14 protein-coding genes and 1 tRNA gene are annotated in these 14,989 nt (G+C 71.3%); 5 read left to right on the top strand and 10 right to left on the bottom strand.

What is annotated here, in order from left to right; translation table 11 throughout:
* Positions 1-15 precede the first annotated feature (15 nt).
* A complete protein-coding gene (locus MVG78_RS08335) occupies positions 16-297 on the bottom strand; it encodes a hypothetical protein (RefSeq protein WP_247559894.1) in 282 nt (93 codons plus the stop codon).
* A 149-nt stretch (positions 298-446) separates the two neighbouring features.
* On the opposite strand from MVG78_RS08335, the gene MVG78_RS08330 reads away from it, so the two are divergent.
* Complete coding sequence (locus MVG78_RS08330) at positions 447-1,541, top strand: NAD(P)/FAD-dependent oxidoreductase (protein WP_428480806.1); 1,095 nt, start codon at positions 447-449, stop codon at positions 1,539-1,541.
* Positions 1,542-1,978: 437 nt separating this feature from the next.
* Positions 1,979-4,132, top strand: coding sequence for an FUSC family protein (locus tag MVG78_RS21520; RefSeq protein ID WP_282615063.1), 2,154 nt, complete (start codon positions 1,979-1,981; stop codon positions 4,130-4,132).
* Here MVG78_RS21520 and MVG78_RS08310 read toward each other — a convergent pair.
* From MVG78_RS08310 to MVG78_RS08300, 3 genes are read right to left on the bottom strand one after another with little or no spacing between them, the layout of a single operon-like run.
* Positions 4,123-5,169: a glycosyltransferase gene (locus tag MVG78_RS08310; protein ID WP_247559891.1), complete on the bottom strand. Its 1,047-nt coding sequence runs from the start codon at positions 5,167-5,169 to the stop codon at positions 4,123-4,125. The two genes, MVG78_RS21520 and MVG78_RS08310, sit on opposite strands and share 10 nt — an antisense overlap.
* Positions 5,166-6,260 carry a glycosyltransferase family 2 protein gene (locus tag MVG78_RS08305; protein ID WP_247559889.1) on the bottom strand — a complete coding sequence of 365 codons (1,095 nt, stop codon included), beginning with the start codon at positions 6,258-6,260 and terminating at the stop codon, positions 5,166-5,168. Before MVG78_RS08305 ends, MVG78_RS08310 begins: the two co-directional genes overlap by 4 nt.
* A 10-nt stretch (positions 6,261-6,270) precedes the next feature.
* Positions 6,271-7,455 carry a glycosyltransferase family 4 protein gene (locus MVG78_RS08300; protein ID WP_247559887.1) on the bottom strand — a complete coding sequence of 395 codons (1,185 nt, stop codon included), beginning with the start codon at positions 7,453-7,455 and terminating at the stop codon, positions 6,271-6,273.
* A gap of 288 nt (positions 7,456-7,743) precedes the next feature.
* On the opposite strand from MVG78_RS08300, the gene MVG78_RS08295 reads away from it, so the two are divergent.
* Positions 7,744-8,859 carry a hypothetical protein gene (locus MVG78_RS08295; RefSeq protein ID WP_247559885.1) on the top strand — a complete coding sequence of 372 codons (1,116 nt, stop codon included), beginning with the start codon at positions 7,744-7,746 and terminating at the stop codon, positions 8,857-8,859.
* Between the two features lie 58 nt (positions 8,860-8,917).
* Positions 8,918-9,193: a hypothetical protein gene (locus MVG78_RS08290; protein WP_247559883.1), complete on the top strand. Its 276-nt coding sequence runs from the start codon at positions 8,918-8,920 to the stop codon at positions 9,191-9,193.
* Between the two features lie 54 nt (positions 9,194-9,247).
* On the opposite strand, the gene MVG78_RS08285 is transcribed toward MVG78_RS08290, so the two are convergent.
* The 3 genes from MVG78_RS08285 to pip all read right to left on the bottom strand — a co-directional run bounded on the left by MVG78_RS08285 (position 9,248) and on the right by pip (position 11,929).
* The gene (locus MVG78_RS08285; protein WP_247559881.1) at positions 9,248-10,084 is read right to left on the bottom strand and encodes a glycosyltransferase; all 837 of its coding nucleotides are present in this window, start codon (positions 10,082-10,084) and stop codon (positions 9,248-9,250) included.
* Between the two features lie 737 nt (positions 10,085-10,821).
* Positions 10,822-10,895 (bottom strand) — tRNA-Arg (locus MVG78_RS08280).
* 59 nt (positions 10,896-10,954) lie between these two features.
* Positions 10,955-11,929: a prolyl aminopeptidase gene (gene pip, locus MVG78_RS08275; protein ID WP_247559880.1), complete on the bottom strand. Its 975-nt coding sequence runs from the start codon at positions 11,927-11,929 to the stop codon at positions 10,955-10,957.
* 532 nt (positions 11,930-12,461) lie between these two features.
* Between pip and MVG78_RS08270 the strand changes: the two genes are divergently transcribed.
* Positions 12,462-12,896 (top strand): hypothetical protein, encoded by a 435-nt coding sequence (locus MVG78_RS08270; RefSeq protein ID WP_247559878.1) that lies wholly within the window; start codon positions 12,462-12,464, stop codon positions 12,894-12,896.
* A gap of 30 nt (positions 12,897-12,926) precedes the next feature.
* On the opposite strand, the gene MVG78_RS08265 is transcribed toward MVG78_RS08270, so the two are convergent.
* The 3 genes from MVG78_RS08265 to MVG78_RS08255 form a co-directional block, all read right to left on the bottom strand.
* Positions 12,927-13,808 carry an alpha/beta fold hydrolase gene (locus MVG78_RS08265; RefSeq protein WP_247559876.1) on the bottom strand — a complete coding sequence of 294 codons (882 nt, stop codon included), beginning with the start codon at positions 13,806-13,808 and terminating at the stop codon, positions 12,927-12,929.
* Positions 13,809-13,980: 172 nt separating this feature from the next.
* A complete protein-coding gene (locus MVG78_RS08260; protein WP_247559875.1) occupies positions 13,981-14,679 on the bottom strand; it encodes a class I SAM-dependent methyltransferase in 699 nt (232 codons plus the stop codon).
* A gap of 115 nt (positions 14,680-14,794) precedes the next feature.
* Positions 14,795-14,977 (bottom strand): hypothetical protein, encoded by a 183-nt coding sequence (locus tag MVG78_RS08255; RefSeq protein ID WP_247559873.1) that lies wholly within the window; start codon positions 14,975-14,977, stop codon positions 14,795-14,797.
* Positions 14,978-14,989: the final 12 nt, after the last annotated feature.

The following is a 14,989-nucleotide window of genomic DNA, read 5'->3' as shown; positions in this document are numbered from 1 at the left end:
GTACAACCCGCCGGATCAGCCCGCCGGGCGTCCCTCCCCATGGGGGGCGTCGCGGGCCTCGCCCCGCGCGGATGCGTGGTGGCGCCCGGCGCCTGCCTCCGCTTCCAGGTCATGCAGGTCCCACAGATCGGGCTCGCTGCCGATCTGCTCGATGATCCAGCGGCGTGCCTCCTCGTGATCCGAGAAGAACTCCAGCCCGTTCACATCGACGGCTGGCTCGCGCTGTGGATACACGCCAGCATAGGCCGCCTTGAACAGCCGTGGCGACATCCGCTCGATGCTTCCGATGGTCAGCATGGCTTTTCCTGGCCCGACTCGCCTGTTGCCTGCACGCAACACCGATTGAGGCTTATATATCACATGAATAACGCAACCAAGGGTAGAACCACAAGCGTTCCCCCGGCGTAAAATTCCGGGATTTCTGAAGGAGGCGGGATTTGGAGTCAGTGGACTGCGTGGTGGTCGGCGCCGGGGTGGTGGGCCTCGCCGCCGCCCGGAGCCTGGCCCTGGCCGGCCGGGAGGTCCTGCTGCTGGAGGGCACCGAGGCGATCGGCACGGGCACCTCCTCCCGCAACAGCGAGGTCATCCATGCCGGCATCTACTACCCCGCCGACAGCCTCATGGCGCGGCACTGCGTGGCCGGGCGGCGGATGCTCTATGCCTATTGCGTGGAACGCGGCGTGCCGCATGCCCGCTGCGGCAAGCTGATCGTCGCGACCGCGGAGGAGGAGGCCGCGCGCCTCGCCGGCATCCAGGCCCGTGCCGCCGCCAACGGGGTGGAGGACATGCGCCTCCTGTCCCGCGACGAGGCCCTGGCGCTGGAGCCCGCTTTGTCCTGCCACGGCGCCCTGCTCTCGCCCTCCACCGGCATCATCGACAGCCACGCCTATATGCTGGCCCTGCAGGGCGATGCGGAGAATGCCGGGGCGGTGCTGGCCTTCCACAGCCCCGTGCTTTCCGGGCGGGTGACGCCGGACGGCATCGTGCTGGAGGTCGGGGGCGCCGAGCCGATGACCCTGCTCTGCCGCAGCCTGGTCAATGCCGCCGGCCTGGGAGCGCCCGCCCTGGGCCGCGCCATCGACGGCCTGCCGCCCGACACCGTGCCCCGGGAATACTACGCCAAAGGCAACTACTTCACCCTTGCCGGCCGCTCGCCCTTCTCCCGGCTGATCTACCCCGTGCCTGTCCCCGGCGGTCTCGGCACCCACCTGACCATCGACCTTGGCGGCCAGGCGCGCTTCGGCCCCGATGTCGAATGGGTGGACCATATCGACTACGTGGTGGACCCCCGCCGCGGCGATTCCTTCTATGAGGCGATCCGCCGCTACTGGCCCGCTTTGCCCGATGGTGCGCTGCAACCCGGCTATTCCGGCATCCGTCCCAAGATCGTGCCCCAGGGCGCGCCGGGGCAGGATTTCGTGATCCAGGGTCCCGCCCGTCATGGCATCCCCGGACTGGTGAACCTCTACGGCATCGAAAGCCCGGGCCTCACCGCCTCCCTCTCCCTCGCCGAAGCCGTCCGCGACACCTTGCAGGGCTGATACCGGCCCACTGGTCCGGCGCTGCCCTGTCCCCGGGGAAGGCGCCGCCTTCCCCCGGCCCCCATCCGCCAGGACCCTGAGGGTCCTGGACCTCCCGTTCCTTGGCACCTGCTGCGGCCGGATCGCGCCGGAGAGCCATGCTCTCCGGCGGCTGCCGGTGCCACCAGCGCGGACACCGTGTCTTTCTTTTTCTCGGGAACCCCGCCGATCCACCTGTTCCCAGGGATCGGGCGTCAGGCTGAGGGCCACCACCATAGCCCACGAAAGACCGGGGTCCGGGGACCGGCTTCGGTCCCCGGCGGTGTGGGGGTCCGGCGGGAGAGGCAGAGCCTCTCCCCCGGGGGCAGCCACGCAGCGAAGCGCCAGCCCCCCCCCTCACGGAAAAGACGGTGCCTCGGGGGTTTTGCCCGTCCCCGGGCTGCGTCAGAAAGCAGGCGATGCGCATTGCCGACATCTCCCGCCTCCATTCCCGCTGGCGCGCGACGGAACGGAATCCGGGCGCCGACCTGTCGCGGCTGCCGATGGGCTTCGACATCCGCGCCATCCGGGTGGCCGAGGGCGTGCGCGCCGCCCTGGCCTGCGCCGTGGTGATCCTGCTCAGCGAATGGCTGGGAAAGCCGGCGCTGATCTACATGGCCATGGCCGCCTTCTTCACCTGCCTCTGCGACATCGGCGGCCCGATCCGCACGCGCGTCCCGGCGCTGGTCTCCTTCACCATCGCCGGTGCGCTGATCTGGAGCGGCTTCGGCCTGCTGCGGAACCTCGACCTGCCGCTGGTGATTCCGCTGGCCTGTCTCGGCATCCTGTGCACCAGCTTCGTGCGCGTCTGGGGCGCGGCGGCGACGGCGGTGGGCAACCTGCTCTCGGTGGTGCTGATCCTGTCCCTGGACCAGCCGCTCGGCCTCGCCACGGCGGGGGAGATCGCGGGGCTGTTCCTGCTCGGCGGCCTCTGGGCGACGCTGCTGACCATGGTGGTCTGGCGGCTGCATCCCTATCGCCCCGCCCGGGCGGCGGTGTCGCAGGTCTGGCACCGGCTGGCGGAGCTGACCGAGGATCTGCGCCACCTGACCGGCCGCCCGGATGCGAGCGGCGAGGACTGGGAAGCCCATGCCCGCGCCCATCGCCGCGCGGTGCGGGAGGAGATCGAGTTCGCCCGCGGCATCGTCATGGACCTGGTGGGCATGCGCGGCCGCCTGTCGCTGCGCGGCGCCCAGGCCCTGCTGCGGCTGGAGGCCGGCGAGCAGCTCTTCGGCGCGCTGATCGCCCTGTCGGAGCTGATCGAGACGGCTCGCGACCCGAAGCGGCGGGCGGCGGCGGGCGTGCTGCTACGGGTGCTGCGGCCGATCCTGGTGGTGCTGTCCCAGGCGATCCTGGAGGACACGACCCTGCCGCCCGGACGGATCGAGCGCGCCCTCGCCACGGCCCTGCGCGCCACGCAGGCCGACCCGGCCCTGCACCGCATCGCCCACAGCATCGCCGAGCGCCTGCGCGTCGCGGCCAAGCTCAGCACACCCGGCGGCTACCAGCCCGGCGGCGCTTCCGGCACGACGCCCGCCCTGCCCTGGCGCGAGCAGATGCTCCTGCCCGTGCGCGCCAACCTGACCTGGAACTCGGCGGTGCTGCGCCACTCCCTGCGCACGGCGGTGATCGCCGCCCCGGCGCTGGCGGTGACGCTCGCCTTCGCCGGCAACGAATTCGCCCACTGGCTGCCGATCACCGTGGTGGTGACGCTGCAGCCCTTCTACGCCACCACTTGGCAGCGGGCGCTGGAGCGGGCGGGCGGCACGGTGCTGGGCGGGCTGCTGGGGGCCGCCCTCGCCTCGGGCGTAAATGACAGCCTGACCCATGCCGTCCTGCTCTTCCCGCTCTGCGTCCTGGCCTTCGCCGGGCGGCAGGTGAGCTTCTCCGCCTGGATGGCGGGGGTCACCACCATCGTCGTGGTGCTGACGGAGCTTCTTCACCCCACCCATTCCTCCTGGGAGGTGGCGGGCCTGCGCGCGCTCTTCACCGTGGCGGGCGGCCTGCTGGCGGTGACCGGCTGGCTGCTGCTCTGGCCGAGCTGGGAGCCTGACCGCATGCGGCGGGAGGTCCAGGCTGCCCTCGCCGCCCATGCCGACTATGCCCGGGCCGTGCTCTCCGGCACCCAGCCGGAATCCCGCATCGAGGCCAGCCGCAGGGCCGCCGGCGTGTCCACGAACAACCTCGAATCCTCCTTGTCCCGCGCCATGCAGGAACCTGGGCAGGACCGGGCGCGCATCGAGGCCGGGCTGGTGGTGGATGCCACACTGCGCCGCATCGCCGGCCGCCTGTCCGCCCTGCGCCACGACCCCACCCTGCGCGAGGCACTGGACGACGCCACCTGGCAGGCCTGGGCGGAGTGGATCCACGCCTCCCTGACCGCTCTCGCCGAATCCCGCCTCAGCCCGCCGCCCCGGCCCGCCGCGATCGCGGAAGGCCCCGCCCTGGAGCCGCTGGCGCGCATCGTGCGGCAGGTGGAGCTGCTGCGGGGACCGGTCGGGCGCCTGCAACAGGCTTCCGAACAGCAGGAACCGGCACAGCAGGGCACGCCGCCGGCCCCGGCTCAGCCGTAGAGGAGCAGCGCCCGCTCCGCCTGCTCGTCGATGAAACCCGCCGTGCGGTCCAGGGCGGAAGGGTCGAACAACCCGCCCAGCCGCGACGGGTCCAGTGCCATGGCCTCCCGCAACAGCCCCGGCCAGGCGCCGTCCTCCGGCCAGCCTTCCCGCACCACCGCCGCGCCGAGTTCGGCGAGCCGCCGCGCCTTCACCACCTGCTCGTCAAAGGGCCGGGGCTCCGGCAGGCAGAGGAAGCGCCGGCCCAGCGCCGCGACCTCCGCCAGCACCCCGTCCCCGCCGCCGCCCACCACCAGCGAGGCCCGCGCCATCAGCGTGGCGGGCCGGTCGGACCAGCCCAGGATCTCCAGATTCGGCGGCAGCGGCTCCTCATCCCCACCGGAGACCGGCCCCAGCACCCGCCAGCGCCGCTCCGGCACGGCCAGCGCGGCTGCGGCCAGCGCGCGGCGGCAGCCGCCCGCCCCGCCGCGCCCGAAGACCACCAGCACCGAGCCGTCCTCCGGCTCCGCCCGGGCTGCGGGCGGGTCGGCGAGGAAGCCGGCATAGAAGCTCTTCTCCCGCACCCAGCCCGGCGTGTCCGGCCCTTCCAGCGCGGCGGGGAACGGGGCGATCAGCGCCTCGCTCGCCTCGAAACCCATCCGGTGCGGCAGGTCGTCGCGCCGCCCGGCGAGGCGGAAGGACAGCACCGGCGTGGCGCAGAGCCGGGCGAGCAGCACCGCCTCCACGGACACATCCACCACCATCAGCGCCGGCCGCTGCGTGGCGATCCAGCCGGCGATGGCGGCGGAACGCGCGCGCAGCCCGGCATGGCCGCGCGGGGCGTAGTGCAGCGCCGCGACGCCGCCTGGATCGGCGGGCTGGCCGGGCTCCGGCGCATCGTCGGGCAGCGCCAGGACAGGACAGGGCGCGCTGGCCGCCCGCTCCGGCGGCACCGTGCCGATCAGGGTGCAGGGATGCCGCAAGCGCCGGGCCAGGGCGGTGGCACGCTGCCAGTGCCCCAGCCCATGGTGATGCACGTAATATCCGATGGGTCTCAAACCGCCTCCGCCGCGGGAAGCGCCCGGCTCATGACCCGCAGCGCTTCGGTGGCGGCGCGAATCTCCGCCTCCTCGCCCGGCAGAGGTGGCAACAGCGGCTCGGCACGGGCCACGAAGGCGATGTCGTTGGGGCTTTCCACCGCCAGCCGCGCCAGGGTCTCCGCCGGCAGGCCGAGCCGCGCCGCATCCTCCGCCCCGCCGCCCCGGTGGAAGGCCCCGCGCAGGACGCGGCGGCGCCCGAAGGCGCGCCGCCAGAACCCTGCCCCCGGCAGGAGATGCGGCGAGCCGCTTTCGGCCAGCAGGTGCCAGCGGCGCATCTCGCCCGCCATGCCGCCGCTGGCCCGCCCCTCCTGCCGGGCGGAGACCTCGACCCAGACATCCGGCGCGTGGCGCAGCCGCCCACCCGCGCGCTCCACCGCCGCGACCAGCGCATTGTCCTCGCCCACCGGCAAGGGGGGCACCCCGCCCGCCGCCTCGTACCACCGGACCGGCAAGGCGAGGCTGGCCCCGGTATGGTCACCATGGCGCGGCGGCGGATCATGCGGCAGGGGATCGACCGCATGCGCCAGGTCGCGCACCGCTGACCAATAGGCATCCACCCGGTCCCGCATCATCCGCAGCCAATCGGGCGCGGGGTTCTCCTCGCTGTCCTCGATGACGATCCGGCCGCCGACGCAATCCGCCGAGGCCAGCGCGGCCAGGTTGGCCGCCACCCAGTGCGGCGGCGGCCGGGTATCGGCATCGGTGCCCAGCAGGATGCCATCCGCGACGCCCTCCTCGCGCAGCCAGGCCGCGCCCTCGGCCATGGCGCGGGCCCGCGCCACGCCGACATTGGCCTGTTCCGGCGGCAGGGAAAGTTCCAGCACATGCAGGCGCAGCGCCGGGTGCCGCGTCGCCAGCCCCCGCAGCACCGGCACCGTCCCGTCCGTGCAGTTGTTGGCCGCCACCACGAGCCGCAGCCGCCCGCCGTCGCGGCAGAGATCCTGCCGCGCCAGCGCGGCCAGCAGCCGGGGCAGCGCCACCGCCTCGTTGCGGGCGGGAACACAGACGACGCAGCGGTCGAGGGAAAGAGGGTCCGGGGAGGGGATCACGGGAGCTGGATCACGTGGCTTGGCTGCGTGCGATGCCTTCGTCCGGCGAGCCGTCGCGGCGCGCCCGGCTGCCCATGCGGAACCGCATCCGCTCCCCCGGCCGGGTGTCGTCCGAAGTGGAACGCCCCGCCAGGGCAGAGCGCCCGTGGCGCCGGATCGTATCCCGGTACAGGGCTTCGTAGCGGTCCACCATGACGCGCGCGTCGCAGAAGACCTCCGCACGGTGGCGGCAGTCGGCGCGGGACAGGCGCCCGGCCTCCGGGATGATGCGGGCCAGCGCCTCCACATCGTCCGCCGGGGCCAGCCGGCCGGAACGCGGGTCGGTGATGTCCGGCAGGGCACCGCGCGCGAAGCCCGCCACGGGCGTGCCGCAGGCCAGCGCCTCCGCGACCACGAGGCCGTAGGGCTCCTCCCAGCGCGGGGTGCAGAGCGCCACCGCCGCCTGCCCCACGGCCTGCGCCAGCCGCTTGTGGTCCAGATGACCCAGATAGGTGACCCCCTCCCCCAGCAGCGGCTCGATGCAGTCCCGCCAGTAGTCGGCATCGCTGAGCGGGCCGGCGAAGCGCAGCGGCATGCCGGCCAGCCGCGCCGCCTGGATGGCCAGATGCGGCCCCTTCTCCGGCACCAGCCGGCCGAACCAGATGGCATGCGGCGGCTCGGCCGGGGTCATGACGGGGGTGAAGAGATCCAGGTCGATGCCGTTTCCGATCACCGCCGCCACCGGCATCACCGGCTCCCACATCGCCCGCACCGCCTCCGAGACCGCGATGAAGGGCATGTCCCGGTCCTCCCGGTCCAGCACCCCGTTCTCCAGCTCCAGGAAAGGTGGCGTGTGCAGGCTGGTCACCACCGGCGCGCCGAAGCGGCCCGACATGGTCAGCGGCAGGTAGTGCAGGGAATTGTTGTGGATGAGGTCGAAGCCGCCCCCCCGCAGGCGCTCCACGATCCGGCAATAGGCGGTGTGCTCGGCCAGCGCCACCTGCTCGATCTCCGCCGGGCCGGAGCCCGGCACGCCGGTGGGCGGGCAGACCGGCTCCAGCCCCAGGCCAGGGTCGGAACCCTCCGCCGCCAGCAGCGTCACCTCGTGCCCGCGGCGTTGCAGATGCCGGGCCAGGAGATGCGTGTGCATCTCCAGCCCGCCCGAGAATGGTTCAGCGATGGGAAACTTCAGATGCGAAATGATCGCAATCTTCATATGGCACCCTTTCCGCCTTCGGCACCGCGTGCCTGGGCAGGAAACAGAGCCGTCGCGCCGCTGGCCGGACACGCTCCGATCTGCCGCGGCGTCGCGGAAGGCCAGGAATATCGCGGCCCGATCGCATCAACGGCGCGGGCCATGGAATGGTTCCCTGCGCGCCCCCGCACGCCACGCGCGCCCGCGACGTCGTGACCGTTCCATGACACGCCTCTCACGGGTCCTCTCCCAGACGGCAACAGCGGTGCCGCCCGCGGCGTTACGGGGAACACGCCCGCCGGATGAACGATGCTTCATGCCACTTCCAGAGCGGCCGAGGACCGGCCGGACAGCCCGCCCACTCCCGCCCTCCGCCACGGCGCGCGCGAGCTGCCCGGGGTCTCCGTCGAGGACTACAATGCCGAGCTGAAGGATGGCGGCGGCTTCGTCGGCGACCGCGCCCGGCGCGACGCCTTCCTGGAGCGGCTGGAGGACTGGCGCCGGCGCGCGGCCGACCCCTGGCCCGGCCAGAGCCTCGCCGAACTGGGCAAGGAGCGGCTGCAACAGGCCCTGGAGGAAGGCAGTCCCATCGAGATGGGCATCCTGCTGGCCGCCATCGAGGATTTTTCGGCCGAGCTCGCGGAGGTCATCACCCGCTTCCTCGGCCTGCCAGCCTGGAAGGGCACGGAAGCCCTGGTGATCGGGGGCGGCTTCAGCGCCGGGCTGATGGGGCGCCTCGCCATCGGCCGCGCGGCGGTGCGGCTGCTGGCGGCCGGGCAGAACGTCTCCCTGCACCCGATCCACCACGATCCGGACGAGGCCGGGCTGCTGGGCTGGCGCCACATGCTGCCCGCCGAGGTCCTGGAAGGACGCGATGCCTTCCTGGCGGTGGATATCGGTGGGACGAACCTGCGGGCGGGCGTGGTGCGCCTGGCCGGATGCGCGCCCCGCGACCCGGCCCGGGACCAGGTCTGGGCCTCCCGCCTGTGGAAACATGCCGAGGACAAGCCGGACCGCGACGACGCCGTGTGCGGCCTCGCCACCATGCTGCATGACCTGTCCCACGCGGCGATCCATGCCGGGCTGCGCCTCGCCCCGGTGGTGGGGATCAGCTGCCCCGGCCTGATCGACGAGGAAGGGCATATCGAGCGCGGCGGCCAGAACCTTCCCGGCGGTGACTGGGAGGAGGACCGCGGCTTCAGCCTGCCCGCCGCCCTGGCGAAGCTGGTGCCCCGGATCGGCGGTGGCGAGGCCAGCTTCCTGATGCACAACGACGCGGTGGCACAGGGGATGAGCGAGGCCCCGGCGATGCAGGGCGTTTCGCGCTGGGGGGTGCTCACCATCGGCACCGGTCTCGGCAATGCCAGCTTCCGCAACCATTCCGGCGAAACCGGCCGCGGGCCGGCGGGTTCTGACGCGGAATGACCGCCGCCATTCCGGCGCGGCACGGCAAGGATGCGACGGCGTGGAACCGATGAAGCCCATGGAACCCATGAAGCCCATGGAGGCGACGAAGCCCTGGTGGCCGGAGAAGCTCGGCCAGCCCTCCTCCAGCGGCGGGCAGAACGGGCTGCGCTACGCCTGTTTCCCGAAGGCGCACCGCCTGGCTGTGGAGAAGGACGGCACCGTCACCCTCTATGACAGCGGGGACCATGAGATCCACGGCGTCTCGCAGAGCCAGGGTGGCAGCGATGCCCTGGTCTTCTCCAGCCAGAAGGGCCCGGTCAGCCTCAAGGATCTGAAGAAAGTCCCTGGCTGACGCGGATAGCGGCCATCGACGCCAGCCGGATCGCCCCGAAGAGCGGATGGGGCCTCAGTAGGCCCGTTCGGGTCCACAGGCGGCCCGGGCGATCTCCTCCTCCGTCGGATGGCGCAGAACGCGCAACGGCCCGGGGCCGGGTGGCTCGATCAGCCCCAGCCGCGCGAAATCGGCCAGCCACCCGTCCATCGGCCAGAAGCCATGCCGTTCCCGGAACCGTTCGGCATTGCGCAGGATGTCGCCGAAATGCTGCAGCGGCGGATCATAGACGGTATGGTGCTGGTGGAAGGCCAGGGTCGAGGCGGTGAAGAGAAGCCCCACCCCGGCATCCCGGGCCCGGAAGGCGAAATCCGTGTCCTCCGCCCCATAGCCCGCATAGCCCTCGTCGAAGCCGCCCAGCCGCAGAAAGGTCTCGCGCCGGATCGCGAAGCAGAGCGACCAGAAGAGGCCGGTATTCGGCTCGGGGCGGATGCCGCTTTCGGGAAAATGCCGGACCGTGTGGCGGAGGCCCCGGGCGAGGAGCCCGCTCTCCTCCCAGTCTGAATCGCCGGAGGTCGCACCGGCGGGCAGGTAGCGGATCTCGCAGCAGATCAGCGCGTCATGCGCCAGGGCGTCGCGGGCCAGTGCCTCCACCAGCCCGGTGGCCGGGATACAGTCCACATCCAGGAAGACCAGCACCGGCTGGCGCGCCGTGCGCGCGGCGCGGTTGCGGGCCTCCGCCAAAGGCAGGCCGCAGGACGGGTGGTGCAGATGGTGCAGGGGGAAGGGCAAGGACGGCAAGGGAGCCGGTGTCTCGTCCATGTCCACGAGGATGCATTCTTCCGGCAGCCGGGTGCCGCGCGACAATCCTTCCAGCAGATTCAGCAGATGGCCCCGGCGCCCTTTCGCCAAGGTGAGAACGCTGACCCCGTTTCCTCCCAGCGCGGCCGCCGGATCGGTTGGGGATGCTGGGTCCGGTGAAGTGGCCCGGGGGCCGGGATGGGACATGTGTATCCGGAAGAGGGAACTGGCCTGCGGAGCAGATAGAGGGCCTCCTGCCCCCTGGCAAACCTGTTCCGCGACCGCTGGAAACGCAGATCGCCCGGTGGCACCAGGTTTGATCCCGGGTCATCGTGGCGATCCGTCGGTCCACCACGGCTGGCGGATGAAGAGACTGTGGGCCGGGCGCTACTCCGGCTGACGGAGGACGGTTCATCCGCCGTCTTATGTCCCCATGCCGAACCATGGGGGCAGCGTCATTCAGGGTTTCGGCCCCCTAGCGTGTCTGCTCTCCACGCCGCCACAGTCGCAAGAGTTTTATAGAGAGCTAATTTCATAAGCACAACCAAAATTTATGGATATGTCGTATAAAAAAATATATTATTCTCTTATTTTGATCATTTTTGTAGAATAAGACTCAATGCTGCAACCATAAGGGGCAATATATTTTGCAATAACTCTTGTTGATACATCGCAACAAGATATTCGTCCGCCGACTGTCACCCCTTGCCGAACCATCATGGCCTGAACCTCGCCCTGGCACTCCACAATCGCCAGCGCAGATTCGCGACAGCCCGCCACATAGCCAGGCCAGCGACTGTCGCCACAGTTCGGATCTACTGCCAATCACCTGATTTAAAAGGGAAAAATGTCCCCGGCGGGATTCGAACCCACGGCCCCCAGATTAGGAATCTGGTGCTCTATCCTGCTGAGCTACGGAGACGCACAGGCCGATTAGCACGCCCCGCACGAGGCGGAAACCGCCTCGTGGCATTTCCCCCCTCAGGAGCGCCGGCGAAAGCGCTCCACCGCCGAGACCAGCGCCGTCCGCACTCCCGGCTCCAGGGCGGAATGCCCCGCATCGGGCACCAGGGTCAGGCGCGCGCGGGGCCAGGCCTCCGTCAGGGCGAAGGCGGTGGCGGGCGGGCAGACCATGTCATAGCGGCCCTGCACGATCTCGGCCGGGATCGAGGCGATGCGGTCCATCCGCCCCAACAGGCCCTCGGGCGGCAGGAACAGGTCATGGGCGAAGTAATGCGCCTCGATCCGCGCCAGGCCCAGGGCGGAACGGTCCTGCGCGAAGCTGGCGACCAGTTCTGGCGAGGGCAGCAGCGTGCTGCACATCCCCTCGAAATTGCTCCAGGCCCGGGCGGCGGAAAGATGCACGGCCGGGTCCGGATCGGTCAGCCGGCGCAGATAGGCGGACAGCAGGTCGTCCCGCTCCTCGGGCGGGACATGCTCGGCGAAGGCGGCCCAGGCGTCCGGGAAGATCCGGCGCAGCCCATAGAGGAACCAGTCCACCTCCTCTCGCCGCCCCAGGAAGACCCCACGCAGAACGCAGCCCAGTACCCGCTCCGGATGCGCCTGGGCATAGGCGAGCGCCAGGGTCGAGCCCCAGGACCCGCCGAAGAGCAGCCAGCGCTCGATGCCGAGGAAGCGCCGCAGCGTCTCGATGTCCTGCACCAGATGCGGCGTGGTGTTCTCGCGCAGTTCCCCCAGGGGCCGGGACCGCCCCGCCCCGCGCTGGTCGAAGATCACCACGCGCCAGTGCCCAGGGTCGAAGAAGCGGCGATGCACCGCCCCCGCCCCCGCCCCCGGCCCGCCATGCAGGAACAGCACCGGCTGGCCGCGAGGATTGCCCACCTGCTCCCAGTACATCACGTGGTTGACGCCGCCCGCCGCACCGCCGGTGGGGGAGAGCGGCAGCAGGCCGGTCTCGTAGGGGGAGATATCGGGAAAAAGATCGCCGCGGGGCATCGCGCCTTTGGTCACCGGAAGCGGAAGGGGGCCCTATCATGCACAAGATGGTGCGCTCCCGCCATCTGCCCCCTTCGCCCGCGCTGTTCCTGCGCCTAACTTGGACCGTCATGGCGAGTTCATTCCCCACGCGCGACCCCCGAGGCGGCAATCCGGACGGCGAACCGGGCGGCGATCCGCAACGCCACGCCGGGCGCATGGGAAAGGACGGCCCTCTCCAGCCCGGCGCGGGACGGCCTGGCGGCAAGCCCGGCTCTGTGCGCTGTGCGGTCTGCGGCACGGAAAGCCGGCAGCCCCGCGCCATGGCGCCCCCGCCGGAACAGGCACCGGACCTAGACCTGCGGCCCGGGGAGCCACTACGCTCCACCATGCGCTTCTGGCTGCAGCAGTGCCCGCATTGTGGCTATGCGGCGCCGGACATCACGCGCGCGCATCCGGCCGTGGCGCAGGCCGTGGCCGCCGCCCCCTTCCGCGCGCTGGTGAACGAGGCATCCCACCCCCCCTTGCCCGCCGCTTCCTGGGCTGGGCGCATGTGCTGGAGGAAAGCGGCGCCCTGCACGCCGCCGCCGAGGCGACGCTCCAGGCCGCCTGGGTGGCGGATGACGAGGGCCTGCCGGACCTCTCCCGCGCCTGGCGACTGGAGGCCGTGGCACTCTGGCGCAGCGGCCCGCCCCTGGCGCCGGAACAGGCGGTGCGCGTGGTGGATGCGCTGCGCCGCGCCGGTGCCTGGCAGGACGCCGCCCATGCCTGCCGCCTCGCCATCGCAGCGGCCACCGAGACCACGGACGAGGTCCTGGCCCTGGAAACGCGGCTGATCGCCGCCGAGGATAGCGGGCGCCACACCCTGGCCTCCGCCCTGCCGCCACCCGCCCGGCGGCCCCATGTCACCCATAACGGCCCCTCCACTGCCATCGACCGCACGGCCGGATGGTGGGGCCGGATGAAGCGCTTCTTCGGCGGCCGCTGACTCCCGCATCCGGGAGCCGGGAAAAACCGCTCAGCCGGTGCGGCGGCCGTGGTTGTGGACGATGAAGCCACGGATGGCATCCACCAGCGCCTCGGGCTCGTCGGCGCGGATCGAATGGCTGCTGTTCTCGAAGATCCGCAGGTCCGAACCGGGGATGAGGCGGTGGATCTCCTCCGAGAATTCCGGGGCGCAGATCCAGTCATGCCGCCCGGCCAGGATCAGGGTCGGCGCGGTGATGCGGGCGAGTTCCGGCCGCAGGTCGAAGCTGCGCAGGAAGCCATCCGGCCGGAAGGCCCGGTTTAGCGCCTCGGGCTCGTGCAGGGTCCGCATCCGGCTGGCGGCCCCGGCGGCGGGGTCGTAGCGGCGCGAATAGAGCGGTCCCATCACCTCGTAGTAGTGCCGCACCTCCTCCACCGTGCGGAAGGCGCCGTTCCACAGCATGTCGCAGACATGCTTCTGCTCCGGCGTGCCCCGCTCCTCGATGATCGCCTGCGCCCGGGGGACGAAGCCGCCATGGGCGGCGGTGACCACCAGCACCAGATGCGACACCGCCTCCGGATAGCGCGCCGCATGCGCCTGGGCGACCATGCCGCCATAGCTGGTGCCGATGGAGACGATCGGCCCCAGGCCGAGATGCCGCCGCAGCGCCTCCATGTCCTCGACATTCTCGTCGAGATTCCAGCTCTCCGGGTCCTTCTTGCTGGAACGGCCCTGGCCGCGATGGTCGAAATAGACCAGTTGCATCCGCTCCGCGAGCGGCGTGTAGCCGGGCTTGAAGCCGCTGTGGTCCCCGCCCGGGCCGCCGTGGATCACCATCGCCACAGGGCGCTCGCGCATCGTGTCGCCATCGGGCACCAGCCCCATGCCTTCCACGTCGAAATAGATCTCGGTCCCTCGGATACTGGCGCGCATGCGGCCCCCTCGCCCCGGGCGGCGTGGCCGCCCCTGATTCGAGCCTGCGAGCTTACCCGCCGATCGCCGTGGAGGTGAATCCCCGGACCGGCCCCCACGAACGGGAAAGCCCCGCCGGCGATGCCGGCGGGGCTTTTCCCTGAAGCGGTATCCTTCCCCCGGCGGGGAGCGATCAGGCGGCCAGGGCGTGCCGCAGGCCCTCGCCGTTGCGAACCTGGACCAGCGTGAAGAGCCCCGCCGGCGGGCAGGGCTCGATCGCCTCGATCTCCGCGGTCTCGCGGTCCAGCAGGGCGGAAAGCTCGAAATCCGGATGCCAGCCGAGGACACGCGACAGCGGTGCCATGGCCCGCTCGACCCACCAGCGGGGCCCGGCCTCGGCCGCGAAATGGTTCACGAAGAGCAGCCGGCCACCGGGGCGGACGACCCGGCTCATCTCGGCATAGAGTTGCCGCGCGTTCGGCACCACGGAGGCGGTGAACATGGCCACCGCGATGTCGAAGGCGCCGTCCTGGAAGGCCATCGCCTCCGCGTCCATCTCCAGCAGCCCATCCACATGGGGCAGGCGCTCGTTGGTCACGCGCTCGGCGGCCTTCTCCAGCATCTCCCGCGACAGGTCGATGCCGGTCACGCGCAGGTCGCGCCGGTAGAGCGGCAGGGCCAGCCCGGTGCCGACGCCGACTTCCAGGACCCTCGCGCCGGGCAGGCGGTTGACCGCCGCCACCGCGCGCTTGCGCCCGAAAGCCGAGACACCACCGAAAAGCGCGTCGTAGACACCCGCCCAGCGCCGATAGGCATCCCTGACCGACGAAGCATCCAACGCTGCGCGCGGATGGTCCCGGCCCACACTGCTGCGATCCACCGCCGACGACATTCTGGCCCCAAGACTGCTTCAGGAAGGGATGCGCTAGACCACCAGGAGACGGTGCGCAAGCCATAGGCAACGCAACTGCACGCGCCCCTCCCGCGCGCAGCACACAGATGTGTCCTCAGGGTCTCGCCTCACGGGAAGACTGGGCCTCGCCGCTTCGTTGCAAAGACGGTTCGCCATTCGCGGCCATGACGGTGGCCTCCTCCCGGGTCGTGCCGCCCTGGGCGGCACCGGGCGCGGCCCGGCTGGGAAGCGGCGTGCCGAGAATGCTGGCCACCAGGGCGAGACGGATCGGGTACATATGCATGACGCG

It is taken from the genome of Roseomonas gilardii subsp. gilardii, from assembly GCF_023078375.1.
Lineage (GTDB): Bacteria > Pseudomonadota > Alphaproteobacteria > Acetobacterales > Acetobacteraceae > Roseomonas > Roseomonas gilardii.
Note: the sequence above shows the minus strand (reverse complement) of the source record. Positions and strands in the feature narration are given on the sequence as shown.